Source organism: Glaciimonas sp. CA11.2 (genome assembly GCF_034314045.1).
GTDB lineage: Bacteria > Pseudomonadota > Gammaproteobacteria > Burkholderiales > Burkholderiaceae_D > Glaciimonas.
In genome coordinates this window covers 254,365-270,669 of the sequence record NZ_JAVIWL010000001.1, presented here as the reverse complement: position 1 = coordinate 270,669, position 16,305 = coordinate 254,365, and the positions used below count along the sequence as shown (strand labels likewise).

At 48.2% G+C, this 16,305-nt stretch carries 10 protein-coding genes; 9 read left to right on the top strand and 1 reads right to left on the bottom strand.

Annotation, left to right across the window (positions count from 1 at the left end):
- The first annotated feature begins 275 nt into the window (after positions 1-275).
- The 5 genes from RGU75_RS01115 to tssM all read left to right on the top strand — a co-directional run bounded on the left by RGU75_RS01115 (position 276) and on the right by tssM (position 8,114).
- Positions 276-758, top strand: a complete 483-nt coding sequence (locus tag RGU75_RS01115; protein WP_322232426.1) for an Hcp family type VI secretion system effector — start codon at positions 276-278, stop codon at positions 756-758.
- A 216-nt stretch (positions 759-974) separates the two neighbouring features.
- Entirely contained in the window at positions 975-1,448 is a 474-nt protein-coding gene (gene tssJ / locus RGU75_RS01110; RefSeq protein WP_322232425.1) for a type VI secretion system lipoprotein TssJ, read from the top strand.
- 3 nt (positions 1,449-1,451) lie between these two features.
- Positions 1,452-2,801 carry a type VI secretion system baseplate subunit TssK gene (gene tssK / locus RGU75_RS01105; protein WP_322232424.1) on the top strand — a complete coding sequence of 450 codons (1,350 nt, stop codon included), beginning with the start codon at positions 1,452-1,454 and terminating at the stop codon, positions 2,799-2,801.
- Positions 2,798-4,165 carry a type IVB secretion system protein IcmH/DotU gene (gene icmH, locus RGU75_RS01100; RefSeq protein ID WP_322232423.1) on the top strand — a complete coding sequence of 456 codons (1,368 nt, stop codon included), beginning with the start codon at positions 2,798-2,800 and terminating at the stop codon, positions 4,163-4,165. Before tssK ends, icmH begins: the two co-directional genes overlap by 4 nt.
- Before the next feature lie 10 nt (positions 4,166-4,175).
- Complete coding sequence (gene tssM, locus RGU75_RS01095; RefSeq protein WP_322232422.1) at positions 4,176-8,114, top strand: type VI secretion system membrane subunit TssM; 3,939 nt, start codon at positions 4,176-4,178, stop codon at positions 8,112-8,114.
- Positions 8,115-8,412: 298 nt separating this feature from the next.
- On the opposite strand, the gene ppc is transcribed toward tssM, so the two are convergent.
- Positions 8,413-11,295 carry a phosphoenolpyruvate carboxylase gene (gene ppc / locus RGU75_RS01090; RefSeq protein WP_322232421.1) on the bottom strand — a complete coding sequence of 961 codons (2,883 nt, stop codon included), beginning with the start codon at positions 11,293-11,295 and terminating at the stop codon, positions 8,413-8,415.
- A gap of 359 nt (positions 11,296-11,654) precedes the next feature.
- On the opposite strand from ppc, the gene hemC reads away from it, so the two are divergent.
- The 4 genes from hemC (at position 11,655) to RGU75_RS01070 (ending at position 16,029) form a co-directional block, all read left to right on the top strand.
- A complete protein-coding gene (gene hemC, locus RGU75_RS01085) occupies positions 11,655-12,608 on the top strand; it encodes a hydroxymethylbilane synthase (RefSeq protein ID WP_322232420.1) in 954 nt (317 codons plus the stop codon).
- Between the two features lie 166 nt (positions 12,609-12,774).
- Positions 12,775-13,557 (top strand): uroporphyrinogen-III synthase, encoded by a 783-nt coding sequence (locus tag RGU75_RS01080; RefSeq protein ID WP_322232419.1) that lies wholly within the window; start codon positions 12,775-12,777, stop codon positions 13,555-13,557.
- 2 nt (positions 13,558-13,559) lie between these two features.
- The gene (locus RGU75_RS01075) at positions 13,560-14,828 is read left to right on the top strand and encodes a uroporphyrinogen-III C-methyltransferase (protein WP_322232418.1); all 1,269 of its coding nucleotides are present in this window, start codon (positions 13,560-13,562) and stop codon (positions 14,826-14,828) included.
- 4 nt (positions 14,829-14,832) lie between these two features.
- Positions 14,833-16,029 (top strand): heme biosynthesis HemY N-terminal domain-containing protein, encoded by a 1,197-nt coding sequence (locus tag RGU75_RS01070; RefSeq protein WP_322232417.1) that lies wholly within the window; start codon positions 14,833-14,835, stop codon positions 16,027-16,029.
- The last annotated feature ends 276 nt before the right edge of the window (positions 16,030-16,305 follow it).

Here is a 16,305-nt window from a genome sequence, read left to right as displayed (position 1 = left end):
CCAACTCCGATTCTGGAATACCTGGTTAATCGTGGCCAGCTTTCAAACCAGTTTAAAAGCTATGGAGCGGAGAAGCGCTACAACCTATTTAGCGCTAAATAAATAGTAATATTTTTGATGAGCGAAGCGGTGGTTTCTATTTAGACACATCGTTAAAGAAACGGAGCGATGCGGCGCTCGCCTAAAAAAAAATAATTCCAGTAATTGGTATGACGGAATTTTTCAAATCACTCACCTAGAAGTTTTTTTAACCAAAGAAAAAAGGAATAACGCGCATGGCACAGGATATGTTTCTTAAGATTAACGGCATTGACGGCGAATCGTCTGACAAAAGTCATAAAGCGGAAATTGAAGTCTTAAGTTGGTCGTGGAGTGTTTCCCAACAGTCAAATATGCATGCAGGTTCCGGCGGCGGTGCTGGTAAAGCGACCGTTGACGATTTGGAGTTTCAACACTATATCGATCGTGCTAGTCCTAACTTAATTCAATATTGCCTGAGCGGTAAACATATTGATGAGTCAGTTCTTGTCGTGCGTAAAGCAGGCGGCAATCCACTGGAATATCTTAAGCTGACCATGAACGACGTTTTGGTTACGCGTGTTGCGGCTTCGGGCACCAGCATTGATGAGACGCGCCCGAAAGAAACGGTGCGTTTGTCGTTCTCTAGATTGAAGCACGAATATGTGGTTCAGAATGCACAAGGTGGCAGCGGAGGCGCAATCACCGCAACGTTCGATATTAAAAAGAACGTGGCCTAAAATTAAATTTATTGCATTTTCCAATTGGTGATGCAGATTTTTTTCGCCGGAGAATTTTCTGGCGGATTTTTTTGAGAAGGTTGGGCAGAGTGTTCTGTTTTTTCAGGGCATTGTGGGCAACCATTTTTTGCCCTATTTTTCTTACTACAAATGTATTCAGATTTATTTCCTAAACACCAATTTCAATTTATTGTGTTAAGGCACTTTGGAGCACTCTTGCTGATATCGACGCTGATGGCATGTAGTAGCGGATCACCTATTAAAGAGCAAACTAAACTGGACCTTCAGATTGAGGCAAGTAGACATGTTAATCAAGACGACCGAGGTCGATCTGCGCCGGTTATGGTGAGAGTGTACGAACTTAAGTCGGCTGCAAGTTTTGACGATGCGGATTTTATTTCTTTACAAAATAATGGAAAAAATGTAATCGGATCGGACTTGCTTCACATGGATGAGTTCATTCTGCGTCCCGGTAACAAGCAGATAATCCAGCGAAAAACACATCCAGAAACCACTTCTATTGCTGTATTGGCAGGCTTTCGTGATTTGGGGAAATCTGTGTGGAGAGTGATTCATACGTTGGACGTTGCGCCGGATGCGGCATGGTACAGAGCCGCAATTCCCGCTGACAAGGCGAGGCTCAAGATCTATCTCGATGAGCAGACTGTTTCGATCACTGAACTGGATTAAAAAATGAGTTGGTATAACAAAGTAGTGTGGAGCGAAGGACTTTTTTTACGACCACAATTGTTTCAGCAGCAGGAACGTTATTTCGAACATTTTTCTCATAAAAGGACGGCGTCGCTAAGTCCATTTTTTTGGGGATTCAATCAGTATGAAATTGATAGAGAAACCTTACTGTTTGGAAAGTTAGTATTTAAAAGTGGCTCCGGTATTTTTTCAGACGGCACACCGTTTGATGTTCCCATTCATACACCGCCACCGCCGCCATTGACGATTGTTCCTGAACATCAAAATCAGACGATCTATCTGGCCGTTCCATTGCGCTTACCGAATGCAGAAGAGACGACTTTTGATGATCGAGGAGGATCATTGGCTCGTTACCTCGCATTCGACGATGAACTGCGCGACAGTAACGCAATTGGGCAAGGACCAAAACCCGTTCAGTTATGTCATTTGCGCTTACGTCTCCTTCCCGAGAGCGAGCTAACTGAGTCGTGGATTGGCATCGCGTTAACTCGCATCAAGTCGTTAAAGTCGGATGGTGCTGTTACTCTGCATGACAACGATCATATTCCTCCTGTGACGGGTTGCTCCGCGAATAGCTTACTTCGCGAGTGGATATTGCAATTGCACGGTTTGTCTAAATTACGGGCTGATGCACTTTCGGCTCGCCTTTCCGGTAGTGATGGTAAGGCCGGAGCTGGTGCTGAGGTTTCTGATTACCTTTTATTGCAAATTTTAAACCGGTATGAACCATTGCTGGAGCACATGTGCCAGATCGGCGAAATTGCCCCGGTTGAACTGTACCGTCAACTCATCATGCTGTCAGGCGAGCTGTCAACGTTTGTGCGTCCGCAGACCCGTCGACCTGTTGTCGCACCTGGTTACAACCACATGTCCATATACGGAAGTATTAAGCCGCTCGTTGACAATATATACGATCTACTGAGCCAGGTACTCATCCGAAGTGCACAACCCATTCCTTTGACTGACCAGGCGCATGGAATTCGGAATGCTGCGATGTTGCCCACAGAATTGGCTGGTTTCACCAGTTTGGTACTGGCCGTTAGCGCGCAAATGCCAGCCGATACATTAAAAATGCATTTTGCTGCACAAACAAAAATTGGTCCACCGCAACGCTTACCGGAACTGGTCCGCTCGCACTTGCCTGGTTTGTCGCTTATCCCATTACCCGTTCCGCCGCGGCAAATTCCATTCAATGCCGGGTATGTATATTTTGAGCTGGCACGTAGCGGGCCGCTCTGGGAGCAGATAGCGAAGCATGGTGGACTTGCTATGCATGTTGCAGGAGTTTTCCCAGAGCTTCAAATTGAATTATGGGGAGTGCGAAATAAATGAGTACGTCAGCCGAAAGTGATGGCGGCGACCAACGTGAAGATGCGTCAAGCGGAGAAACTATCAATCCAGCGCGGGGCGTAAAACAAGCTGGTTTATCCGCTACATTATTGTGGAATGCCGAAGAGTCGGAACTAAAAAGATCCGAATCGGTTGCAGAGGTTTCCAATGAATTTGATCTGGCGAATAGTCTTCAGAGTCGACTAATCAAAGTAAAGGCGGCCATAAATCCGTTGCTAGAAGCCGCCGGACCTTTGTTACGCGCATTAGCCGACATGCCTGAAAAGCTCACAGAGAGGGAAAAAGTCGATGCACTCTATTTGTTGTTAGTGCGCGAAATTGTTGATTTTCAGACTTTGTGCGATACCGCAAATCTTCCATGGAAGCACGTGACGGTAGTGCGGTATTGTATTTGTACTGCCTTGGATGAAAGCGCCAATCGCACTGAATGGGCTGGAGGCGAATGGGCACTGAAAAGTTTGTTAGTCACCTTTGAGGGTGAAAATGATGGCGGGGAGAAGTTTTTTTTACTCCTTGGACGTCTGGCAAGTGACCCGCAGCAATACGAAAGTGTCATCGAGATTTTATTGCATATTCTCGGACTTGGTTTTGAGGGGCGCTATAGCGTTATAGCCGATGGACGACGTCATATTGACAATATTCGTCAGCGACTTCTGACCCTACTTAATAGCGCGCGCGACCCACTCAAACCGGGATTGTCGCAGCATTGGCAGGGTGAACCAGCAGGTCGAATGTCGCTCTTACGTAGTTTGCCGGTATGGACTATGGCATCGCTACTGGGCCTGGTCCTGTTTGGATTATTTTTTTGGTACAAATACCATTTACTTGAAAAAAGCGTCGAAATCGAACGGCATATTATTGCTATCGCTAAACAGTCACTACAACCGTCTCGGGTGTCGCCGACACCAGCCAAGGTGATTCCTTTACGTCTATCTGCTTTATTGAAATCTGAAATTTCGGCTGGCTTGGTAAGTGTATCTGACGAGGCCGATCGTAGTATCGTCACATTCCAGGGAGATACGATGTTTGTTCAAGGGAAGAGTTCGGTGCAGAATAATATCAGACCGACTTTAGACAAAGTGGCGAGTGAAATTATCCGTATGGGTGGACAGGTAACCATCATCGGTCATACCGACAGTCAACGTATTCACACCGCTGAATTTCCTGATAATCAGGTGCTATCTGAAAAGCGTGCCGGGTTCGTTGGTCAATATTTTAAAACTCACGGGATTTCCGGAGACCTTATAGTGACCATTGGGAGGGGTGCGTCAGAGCCCATTGTTGGTAATGCAACCGCAGCAGAACGCGCGCGCAACCGCCGCGTAGATATCGTAGTTAAGCAGTAACAGGAACGCAATGTCTTCTCTTAAAAGAATAGTTGATTTGATTTTTTCACGACAAGTATTTGTATTTGTCGCCTTATTGTTAATCGCCCTGGCTATTTGGTTTGTGGGCCCGTTATTTGGATTCGGCGGGCTTTACCCGATGGTTGGCACTGCTATGCGCGTGACGCTGATTGTTTTATTACTGGCAGCCTTGCTTGGCAGACTAATGCATTTGCCCGCAAGTATCGTTGGCGTTGCTGCATTTTGTTTACTAATTTGGAATGCCGGACCACTGCTGGTATTAGGTGATGTGCAACCGCTAGCATCCGAATGGCTGCGGGTGCTCATTGTATCGATGGTAGTGATTGGTTATGGAACGTATTGGCTTTATAAATTAGTACAGGCAATGCGTAGTGACGATGATTTATTGCGGAAAGTCTTTCATCCCATAAAAAATCAGTCATCAGACGTTGCCCGTGTTGAGATACATGCGGTTAGGTCAGTTGTCTCGAAGGCTATTCGGCAATTGAAGATGATGCGTGGCCTTAGTGGAATAACTGGACTGCTTGAGGGAAAGCGATATTTGTATGCACTTCCCTGGTACATGATAATTGGTACCACCGGAGCGGGAAAAACCACAGTTATACGTAACTCTGGTCTTGAGTTTCCCCTGGTCAACGAGGCGAGTGAGGCCGCTTTGACGGAGCAAAACGGCACACATAATTGTGACTATTGGTATGCGAACGACTCTGTGCTGATTGACACCGCAGGGCGCTACGTTGAGCAGGACGATCAAAAGAGTGGAAAAACTAAGAATGTGAATGCCGCCGAATGGACTGGCTTGTTAGGGCAATTACGTAAATATCGACCGCGTGCACCGCTCAATGGCGTGCTGCTGACGGTAAGCGTTCCTGACTTACTCAAAAGAACATCTGAATCCCGTGCCATCTTAGGAACAACGATGCGTGCGAGACTCACTGAACTGCGCAGTAATCTTGGGATTCGCTTTCCTGTTTATGTCGTTATCACCAAGTTGGATTTCTTGCCTGGATTTTCTGAGTATTTTCAATCGTTGACAGTAGAGCAGCGTGCCCAAATATGGGGTTTCACGCTTCCTTATCATAAAGAAAGTGTAACGACCGTATTTCAAAAAACCGGTGCTAACTACGAGCAGGAGCTTGCGTTGCTGGGACTACGCCTTGAGGCGGGTGTCGATAGTCGTCTACAAGAGGAATATGATCTCGTCCGACGTAAGAAGCTGTATGCCCTACCTCAGGAATTTCGGAGTTTGTCTGTCCTGTTAACAGAATTCCTCGGACAGGTTTTCCTCGACTCTCTCTATGACGATACGCAACTTCGCAGTGGGTTACGTGGTGTCTACTTTACCAGCACAGCGCAAACAGGTGAAATTTTGGCTGTAGATCGCGCAACATTATTTCAGCGGTTTCGGCGTGGTTTTGAAGAGTTGAAGACGCTCGGCGGTGATCAACCTGGTAACAACTCGCAAGGCAGCAGTCGAACAAACAATCGCAGTTTTTTTCTGAATAACTTATTTCGACACGTTATCATTCCGGAGGCACATCTGGTTCGGCCCAACTTACGTTGGGAATGGCGTTTTCGACTGATACGAATGGTAGGGCATTTTTTAACGATAACACTTTTTGTCTGGTTCGGAAGTGCACTAGTGGGAAGTTTCGGCAATAACCACAGATATTTGCAAACAATTAAAGGCAAGACTCTTGCGCTGGAAGAGCTTGTGATGTCTTACCGAAAAAACCCAAATCTATGGGAGATTTCAACAGTGCTTGATTCGGCCCGTGATTTGTCGCGCTATAAAGACCTCAATGTAGAGAGCCCAGGCGGTGCCTATCGTTACGGCCTCTATGCCGCGCCCGCGATTGAACATTCAGGACAAAAAACTTACGCGTCTCTACAGCAACAATTGCTATTGCCACAAATCGTCAGACGTATTGATACCGCTCTGGCTGCTAATATCAAGGCAAGGGACGCGGACGCCGTTTATGACACGCTTGCGGCTTACCTGATGCTGTTCGATAAAGACCATTTCAATGGACAGACGATTAAAAGTTGGGTATTACATGACTGGGAGCGCTTTGATAGTGCCGAGGAACTTGGTGGTCAGACGGCTTTGATGCCTCATTTGACTGCACTTTTTGCAGAAGGGCAGCAAGTACAATCTTTGTCACCAAAAAATGAGGATCTTATTAGAGTTGCGCGTACTTTTTTGGATAATAATCCCATTACGACTCGACTTTATAAGCGTGCTATCGCTGCAATGGAAAAAGAGGCTCCCGACAATTTTACGTTGTTGCGGGTACTTGGTCCGCAGGCGAACGTTATCCTGACGATGAAAAATGGTTCGTCGCTGGAACGCGGAGTGCCTGGCTTGTATTCTTATCACGGGTACCATCATGTTTTTAATAAGCGTTTGCCAGAATTTGTGAGTCATGCACAAATAGCGGACGCATGGGTGATGGGGCGACGCGGGGATGTCAAGCAGGCTTATTTGGCTCAGGGAAATGGGGTTCATGCGCTAACTACTCGGACCATTAATGATATCCGCCGCCAGTACCTGACGGATTACGGGAATTACTGGTATCAATTTTTGGACGATATTCGGCCACTTTCCAGCATTGCAAATGTCACGACCGGTTCGTTGGCTCTTGACGTTCAGGCTCTGCGTATTTTGGCAGCCCCCGATTCACCGTTGGTCCGACTTGCACGTGCTGCAACCAGTGAAACTTCGCTGTCCTTTCTCGCTTCGTCTGCGGATGAATCCTTGACCGATAAAGCTTTGGCAATTATTGGTAAAACATCAGAAGGCGTTAGAACCCCAAGTTCACTTCCTAATACATTGAATGCTAATGGGAGGGGAAATCTAAAGTTGGAAAAAGAATTGGTGGACAATCGATTCGCCGCGCTGCGTGAGGTAGTGACTGGTCAGGCAGATACCGGAAGTGGACCAGCTTTGCGGGTTATTCCCGTGGTTGAAAGAGCGTTACAATTAGACGCCATTGTCGGTTTGCTTAACGAGCAATACACACTATTGGTAGTCGCTGACAATGCACTCGCCAATAGTGAGTTGCCGTTGGTTAATGATATTGGTGACAAGCTGCGGATGGAGTCGGCACGCCTCCCGCAGCCTTTCCAAGCGGTATTGTACGGTGTTGCCGAACATGCTTCCGAAACGGTTCGGCATGACATTAAACGATTACAAACTGCCAAATTGAAGGAAGCCGTGGCATTGTTGTCAATGCAAATAGAAACAGGGGTAGGGCACGCTTGCCGGACTGCGATCGAGGGGAAATATCCTTTCGTGACAAGTAATCAGGAGGTTGATATTGAGGACTTTATTCGTGTCTTTTCTAGCGGTGGTCTGATTGACGACTTCTTTCAGAAACATCTCACGGGACTTGTTGATAGCAGTATAAAACCTTGGCGTTATAAAGTAGTCGATTCGGCGCTGCCGGTGGTGAGTGGTCCCGATTTAGCACCATTTGAGCGAGCAGCGGCGATCCGCGAAGTGTTTTTCCGCGATCCAGGCTCGAAACGAATGTCATGGAAAATGAATGTAAAAGTAGCCTCGATTGATCCAGCAATTACACAACTGTTGGTGGATATTGACGGGCAGGCATTTCGATATTCACACGGACCAATATTACCTTTTAGGGTGAGTTGGCCGGGTCCACGCGGTGGCGCAATGGCGGAGATCTCGGCTAACCCACGGGTGCGTCCTGATACTTCATCCGATCGGACTGATGGACCATGGGCACTATTTCACTTGGTGGCGCGTGGTCGCGCAATTGAGACGGCCTCTTCCAATCGGGTTGCAGTGGAATACACATTTGATGGTCGGCAGGTCGTGCTTGACTTACAAACTGACAGTTTGCCGAATCCCCTGACTGGTAAGTTATTTGATGGCTTTCATTGCCCAACCGGAATCATATGAGCGCGGTAAATTGTAGTAAGGCGGCTTCACTATGGCTCAGTAATGCAAAGCCATGGGAGTTTATTTTTGCGTGAAAGGTTGACAGAATTCGACTCTGAATCCGCAGTTAACATAATCTGATGTGGTGGATTTTGAGATCATTTGACCGGATGATGAGTAACACGTCATTGAACCATCGAGAGCATACCTTTACGCTTCCAATTTGCTTGGAATAAAAAAGTAGGCTGAATCAATGCATTGATTCAGCCTACTTTTTATTTGTATTGAATATTGTCTACGACAAACAGAAGTATTTTGTTTAACCCGTATTCCGTAATCCTGCTGCAATACCATTAATGCTTAAATGTATTCCGCGTTTGACCCGTTCTTCAGTTGTCTTGCCCGATGCCGTGACACTACGGTGACGTTTGATTAATTCCACCTGCAAGTGATTGAGCGGATCGAGATAAGCGAACCGATTTTTTATTGAGCGTGCCAACAATGGGTTATTCGCCAGTCGCTCCTTGGCACCGGTAATCGATGACAGCAAGCTGCTGGTGAGTTCATGTTCTTGCACAATCCGCTTAAAAATACTGTTCCGCAATTTCCGGTCAGTTACTAATGCTGCGTAACGTGATGCAACAGCCAAGTCTGTTTTAGATAGCACCATATCCATGTTTGAGAGTAGTGTGGCGAAGAACGGCCATTCTTTATACATGGTACGCAACAGTGTCATTTTTTGCGTTTTGGTTCTCGCATCGGCATCGTTCAACCATCCTGATAATGCACTGCCGAATCCATACCAGCCCGGCAGCAACAAGCGACATTGACCCCAAGAGAATCCCCACGGAATGGCACGCAAATCTTCAATCCGACGGGTCGACTTGCGGGAAGCTGGACGCGAGCCAATATTTAGTTCTGCGATTTCTGCAATGGGTGTCGCTTCAAAGAAATAATCCGTAAATCCGGGGGTTTCATAAACGAGGTGGCGGTAAGCCTGATAGGCACGGTCGGATAAGCCATCCATTAATTGTTCAAATTCGCTCAATTTTTTGGCTTGCTTACCGACAGCGGTATGCGGCATCAGACTGGCTTCTAGTGTTGCTGCCACCAGCAGCTCCAGATTACGGCGACCAATCTCTGGGTTTGAGAATTTTGACGCAATAATTTCGCCTTGTTCGGTTAGCCGAATTTGACCATTCACCGTGCCTGGTGGTTGCGCCAGGATAGCTTGATAGCTTGGGCCGCCGCCACGACCAACTGTGCCGCCCCGTCCATGGAACAAGCGAAGTTTGACACCCGCAGCATCGAAGACGCGAACCAGTTCGACTTCTGCTTTATATAATTCCCAATTTGAGGTCAGGAAACCGCCATCTTTATTGGAATCGGAATATCCCAGCATGACTTCTTGCAAGCGGCCTTGTTCTACAATCAGCTTCGCGACGGGTGGTAGGGACATCCAGCGCTGCATAATGTCGGCTGCAGCGCGCAGGTCGGGAATCGTTTCAAACAACGGAATGACCATCAACTCAGGCTCACTGTTGACGACTGCCTTAGCGCTGTTGTCGGTAGTGTCCAGCTGGATGCGTAGCAATCCGGTTTCCTGTTGAAGGACCATGACCTCTAGCAAGTCAGAGACGGTTTCAGTATGCGAGATGATGTAGTTACGAATCGCACGTGCACCGTAGCGTTGACGGATTTCGCGTGCCATCCGCATAATGCTAAGCTCTGAGTTGGTCTCGTCCGTATAGCTTATATATTGCGAGAAAAGCGGACGTGGATTATGCAATTCAGCTAAAAGCAGGGCAATTTTTTGCTCTTCGCTGAGTTGGTTGTATTTCGGTTCTACGCCTGAGCGGACAAATAACTCGGTGAGTACGCGTTCATGCACGTCGGAACTTTGACGCATGTCCAGCGAGGCCAGATGAAATCCAAAAATTTGGCTAGCGCGCTTTAGAGTAGATAAGCGCGGCTTAACCAGTGCGCCGCCGTGGTTGGCGACCAGCGAGTCTTCGATGATTTGCAGTTCTTGCGTAAACTCAGACACGGTGACGTAGTGTGACGCGGCGCCAACTTCATTACGCAAAATATTGGTCGCACCAAGATCGCGGGCGGTCGCAGCGAGTCGCGCATAAATGCCGATTAAGGCGCGTCGGTACGGCTCATCGGAACGATGGTCTGACATGTCAGGCGAGCACTGAGCCAATGCCTCTAACTCTGGGTTGACGCCAACCATCAGCGTCGATACCGAAAGTTCTGCGCCTAATAGATGAACTTCTTCCAGATAGAAATCGAGGATGGTGGTCGATTGCCGTTGCAATGCGTGCTTCATGGTATCAGCGTTGACATTCGGATTACCGTCGCGATCGCCGCCGATCCAGCTTCCCATTTGCACAAAGGGAGCCAAAGGTGCGACGGCACCTGATTGGCGGGCGCGGGTCGGGAACTGGGTGGCGATTTCAGATTCGATATCGTCGTAAAGCGCAGGTAATTCACGTAAAAAAGTGATGCGGTGGTAGGACAGAGCATTTTCTATTTCGTCCGCGACCGTCAACTTCGAATAGCGCAACATACGTGTTTGCCACAAGGTGGCGATGCGACCACGTAAAAGTTCGCTATTGTCACGCAACTCTTTTGGTGTATGCGGCTTGTCACGCTCGGCTAACAGACGGGCTATTTCCCGCTCAGCATCTAGAATACTCTTGCGCTGTACTTCCGTTGGATGTGCGGTAAGTACGGGCGAAATCAGGGCATCTTTTAGAAAGTTACGCACCGTCGCACCGGATACGCCAGCGTCATCAAGCTTGGTCAGCGCATGTGCAACGCTGCCCGGCTGCGCAGCTGAACCAGCCAGCAAATGCGCGCGACGGCGACGATTGTGATGCTGATCTTCAGCGATATTGGCCAAATGCGAGAAATACGAAAATGCACGCACAACAGAATTGGTCTGGTCGCGTGTTAGTTTTTTCAATAACTTATCAAGGTCAGCGCCGGCCTGTTGATCTGATTCGCGACGAAAACGCACGGCAGTCTGGCGTATCGTTTCGACTACGTCAAATACGGCATCACCCTCCTGATCGCGCAAGACGTCGCCTAACAGACGTCCTAACAGCCGGATATCTTCTTTGAGCGGAGCGTCTTTATTAGGAAGGGGACTCTTGGTGCGAGCGGGAGATGTCGAGGGGATCAGTTTTTTTGCCATGGTGGACGTGCTGTCTGCTTTTCTGAATGAAAGATAGAAATTGGCCAACGATAACTTGCTAGCCCGATTACAACCAAAGACTAAGACATTAACTCAAATAGGGATGGAATAGCAGTTCAATCGACAATGCCAAGGTGCAATAATGTGGTGTTCGTATTCTGAGATGCTCTTTAACGACGACAGGAGCGCAAGTAAACAACGCGAAAATTACCAATAACCGGATGTTAAGTACGGTTTCCATTGATTGTTAGTACAGACGCTGAAGGGGCGCATGCTAGAATTTGGCCTGACAGCCTGCGTCGTTGCGACGCGGGTGTGGCCGTATTGGGCTACTTTGATAAAACATGAAAGAGCGTGTGTTGAAAATATTTCCTCCCTCCAAGTTAATAATTGCATCCCGCGAAAGTCGCTTAGCCATGTGGCAGGCCGAACACGTGCGTGCTAGATTAATGGAATTATATCCGGACTGCGTCGTTGAAATTCTCGGTATGACTACGCGCGGGGATCAAATACTTGACCGAACGTTGTCCAAGGTAGGTGGTAAAGGTCTTTTCGTTAAAGAGCTGGAAGTGGCAATGGCTGAAGGCCGCGCTGATTTGGCGGTGCATTCATTGAAGGATATGCCAATGGAATTGCCCGAAGGTTTTGCGCTGGCGGCCGTGTTGGAGCGCGAAGATCCGCGTGATGCTTTTGTATCTAACGATTACGCATCTATTGAGACACTGCCAACGGGCGCGATTGTCGGAACGAGTAGTCTTCGACGTCAGGCGTTGATCGCTGCGCGCTTTCCGCATTTGGTGATCAAACCTTTGCGCGGTAATTTGGATACGCGTTTGGGTAAATTGGATAAGGGCGAATATGCGGCTATTATTCTCGCTGCAGCAGGTTTGAAACGGCTGGGATTAGCTGAACGGATAAGGGCGGTGATCGCGCCAGAACAAAGTCTGCCAGCACCGGGGCAGGGCGCGATGGCCATCGAAATTTGTGAGGGTCGCGATGATCTGCAGCAAGCACTCGCTCCTTTAAATCATTTAGCCAGTGCTCGGGCGGTTACCGCCGAACGCACTTTGTCGCGGGTTTTTGGAGGGAGTTGTCAGATTCCTCTGGCGGCATTTGCAACTATAGAAGGTCCCAATATGCGTTTGCGCGCAATGATCGGTACACCTGATGGTTTACGATCAGTGACCGCCGATATCATAGGAGCTGCTGACGCGCCCGAAGCGCTGGGCATGCAGATTGCCGAATTACTCGAACAGCAAGGTGCTGCTGCGATTCTGGCTGCATGTAAAGAGGATTTCGCGGAAGATGCTTAATCAGAGGATTCCAATAAGGTTCTAACGCGATATATGAAGGAGTCGGTGCTTCTGCTAATAGTTTTAGCGGTTTTAATGGCTTTTTGATGTTTTGCGAGAAGCCCAAGAAACCTAGTAAAGCGACGCAGCAAAGCAACAGGGCAACCATTTTAGGAGTTTGATCTGCATGAGTAGACGGCGACCGATCGTGATTACACGTCCGCGAGCGCAAGCGGTACTGCTGGCGCAAGAGATTACGGCCCGAGGTGGAGAACCGGTTATCTTTCCATTATTGGAAATTCTACCGCTGACCGATGATGCTGAATTACAAGCAACGTTGGTAACGCTTGATCGCTTTGCAATGGTCGCGTTTGTCAGCCCTAATGCCATTGATGCGGCTTTCAAGTATATAGCGCAGTGGCCGCCCGGCGTGGCAATTGGCATTGTTGGTGAAGGTAGCCGACTGGCGTTGGGACGCCACGGCGTCAGCGCACAAAATGCGATTATTTTTAGCCCACCTGACGCTGCAAAAACGGACTCAGAAGGATTGCTGGAGGCGTTAGATTTACCTGGCTTATCAGGGCGACACGTATTGATCGTACGTGGTGACAGTGGACGTGAGTTGTTAGCCGATAGTTTGCGCGCTGCTGGCGCTGAGGTGTTGTCGCTCTCGTCATACCGCCGTCAGGCTCCTGCGATGACGCCTGCTGTGGCGACCCAATTGCAGGAATTGCTGATGACTCAAAATGACTGGATAGTCACAAGTTCAGAAGCCCTTAGAATATTGATGCAGATGGTGCAAACCATGGAAAACGTTGCACAAGATGATCCTAATGTTGTAAAAATGCAACAGAAAAATTTACTAGTTCCCCACGCCCGCATTGCCGATACTGCACATGCGCTAGGATTTACTGCAGTAACCCTGACAGGCTCAGGGGACGAACGACTACTCGACGCGTTACAATTCTAACTATGACTGAACCGCAATCCACTCCCCACTCACACCAGCCCGCTGGCCCTACAGCTGGTCCACAAATTAACGCGTCGTCTTCGCCGCCGCATACTTCCGTGTTGCAGCCATACGCATTGAATAATGGCAAAAGTGCTAATAAGCAGTTACGCACGGTCTATGTTCTCGTGCTGATACTTGCAGTCTTGCTGGCCGCGCAATGGTGGAGTTCTCACAACGAAAATGTGAAGTTGCGCACTGAGATGGCGCGACGTTTGCAAGTGGGCGATAGTAGTAATAACGACACTAAAGTTGTAGTTAAATCGGTTCAGGACGGGACTAAAGAGCTTCAGGCGAAAGTTGCTGTGTTGGAAAACAAGCAAGTTGAGTCTCAAAGTCAGCAGCTTGCGTTGGCGCAGTTATATCAGGATCTTTCAAAAAATGGCGATGATTGGGCGTTATCTGAAGTCGAGGATGTTTTGTCTACCGCCAGCCAGCAATTGCAATTAGCGGGTAACGTGTCGGGGGCATTGATCGCCTTGGAAAATGCCGATAAGAATTTGGCGCGATCCGACAAGCCGCAATTCGTCATCATTCGTAGTGCTATTGCGCACGATATCGATAGACTGAAGGCACTACCGACGCTTGATACCACTGGCATTGCAGTGCGCCTGGATAGTTTAATTAGTCAAATAGACAGTCTTCCCTTGTTATCAGACGTGCAACCGGTAGCCGTGGCCAGTCAGCCAATTAACGCGCCAGCCAGTCCACCTATCAATCAGTCCGTCGAGAAGCTGAGCAACAAAGGATCGCATCCGGTAGGATCGAAAGGGTCTAAGGCTAATGATGCTAATTTGGTTGGTAAGACCGCTTTTGATAACACAACATCAATAAATGGTCAGCTTCGCACCAATTGGGGCGACGTAATTAAGCAGACGTGGCAAAGCTGGACTGCCGAAATGTGGGTAGAAATTGGCCAGCTTATACGAGTACGGACGGTCAATTCGCCCGATGCGTTGCTCTTGTCGCCCACGCAAGCATACTACGCACGCGAGAATCTGAAATTACGCTTGCTCAATGCAAGGCTTGGTTTGTTGTCACATAATGAGTCGGCTTTCCGCAGTGATTTGATCGCAGCGCAAGAAACTATCACGAAATATTTTGATACCCGTGCCAAGCAGACGCAGACCGCGCAGGCCCTGTTAAAGCAGATACAAGGTAATAATTTGTCAATCAATATGCCAGCGTTGGACAGTCTGGCTGCGATTCGTACTTACAAAAACAAGCGATAGGTTTATGCGATTTTTTCTTTGGCTCATTGCCCTGTTTGCCGCCGCCATTGGCTTGGCTGTCGCTGCCCGTTATAACGTTGGTAACGTCGCGTTGTTTTATTCGTTTAAGCGCATAGATTTGTCGCTGAATTTTTTCCTGTTATTGCAAGCGTTGTTCTTCATTGCCTTATATATATTGGTCCGCGCCATTCGGACTACACAAAAATTACCAGGAAAAGTGATCTCTTATCGCCGTCAAAAGCGTGAAGAGCGATCCAATAAAGCACTTCGTGACGCTCTTAAGTCTTTGTTTGAGGGACGTTTTGGCCAAGCCGAAAAGGCCGCCACGCGTGCCGCCGAATTGAACGACAATTTGGGCGTTGCAGCGTTGATCGCCGCTCGTGCCGCGCATCGCATGGGACAGTTTGACCGTCGCGATATCTGGCTCTCAAGTATCGAAGACAAAGAAGCGATGAAGACGGCGCGCCTGATGACGACGCTGAACTTGCTGGTGGACGAACATAAGCCGCAAGCCGCGCTGGTCGCGGTGAGTGAGCTTAATGCGAGCGGCATTCGCCATATTCAAGCTTTGCGTCTGGCATTAAAAGCAAACCAGCAAGCCAAGAACTGGCCTGAAGTCCTACGCCTGGTGAAAACACTCGATAAGCATGATGCATTGAATCCCGTGCTGTCGAGCCGGCTGCGTGAGTTGGCATATGACGATTTGTTGAAGGATGCTTCGCATGATGCGGAGTCACTTCAACGTCTATGGTTGACGATTCCGGCAGAGGATCGTGTCAAGCCGTCCCTTGTCATTCGCGCCGCTAGCGCCTTTACGCAGCGCGAAATGCAGGATGAAGCGCGGAATATGATCGAGAAGTCTTTGATGGTTGAGTGGGATGTGCGATTGATGCGCGTATACCGTGACTCGGTCGCGGGCGAAGGGACACCGGCGCTGCGGACGCAAATTGAACGATGTGAGGCTTGGACGGCTATAGAGCCGCAGGACCCTGAATTAGCCCTGACGCTTGGCACCTTTTGCCTTAAACAAAAGTTGTGGGGCAAGGCGCAGCGCCATTTACAGCAGGCGTTATCGAATGCCACTGAACCACGTACCGTGCGCGAAGCGCACCTTAAACTGGCGCAATTGCACGAGGGTTTGGAAAACGCTGAAAAGGCAGCAGAGCATTATCGACAATGTGCGTTAGCAACGATGATGTAGTTTGTAGGTTTTATGTACACATTAGCCACACTCTGTTGCCATTTTTAAACCGGACTAAAAATCATCTTGCTAGCAAGTCGGATGATAAATTCTGAATTTTCAATCCTGAATCAATCCTGAATCAATCCGGAATCGAAATCCTCCATAAATTATTAAATATTAAATTATTAAATTAATAATTTATGGAGAAATTTTAGATATTAATCTCTTCCAGATTCTATCCAAAAAAATGAATATATTTCTTTGACCATCAGGTCAAAGTTTTATTTATTCTTG

Bases quoted from the DNA above. Each gene is read 5' to 3' on its own strand.
- RGU75_RS01075 (WP_322232418.1), top strand. From the start codon at position 13,560: ATGACTGAACCGCAATCCACTCCCCACTCACACCAGCCCGCTGGCCCT.
- tssM (WP_322232422.1), top strand. From the start codon at position 4,176: ATGTCTTCTCTTAAAAGAATAGTTGATTTGATTTTTTCACGACAAGTA.
- tssK (WP_322232424.1), top strand. From the start codon at position 1,452: ATGAGTTGGTATAACAAAGTAGTGTGGAGCGAAGGACTTTTTTTACGA.
- ppc (WP_322232421.1), bottom strand. From the start codon at position 11,295: ATGGCAAAAAAACTGATCCCCTCGACATCTCCCGCTCGCACCAAGAGT.
- RGU75_RS01070 (WP_322232417.1), top strand. From the start codon at position 14,833: ATGCGATTTTTTCTTTGGCTCATTGCCCTGTTTGCCGCCGCCATTGGC.
- icmH (WP_322232423.1), top strand. From the start codon at position 2,798: ATGAGTACGTCAGCCGAAAGTGATGGCGGCGACCAACGTGAAGATGCG.
- RGU75_RS01080 (WP_322232419.1), top strand. From the start codon at position 12,775: ATGAGTAGACGGCGACCGATCGTGATTACACGTCCGCGAGCGCAAGCG.
- RGU75_RS01115 (WP_322232426.1), top strand. From the start codon at position 276: ATGGCACAGGATATGTTTCTTAAGATTAACGGCATTGACGGCGAATCG.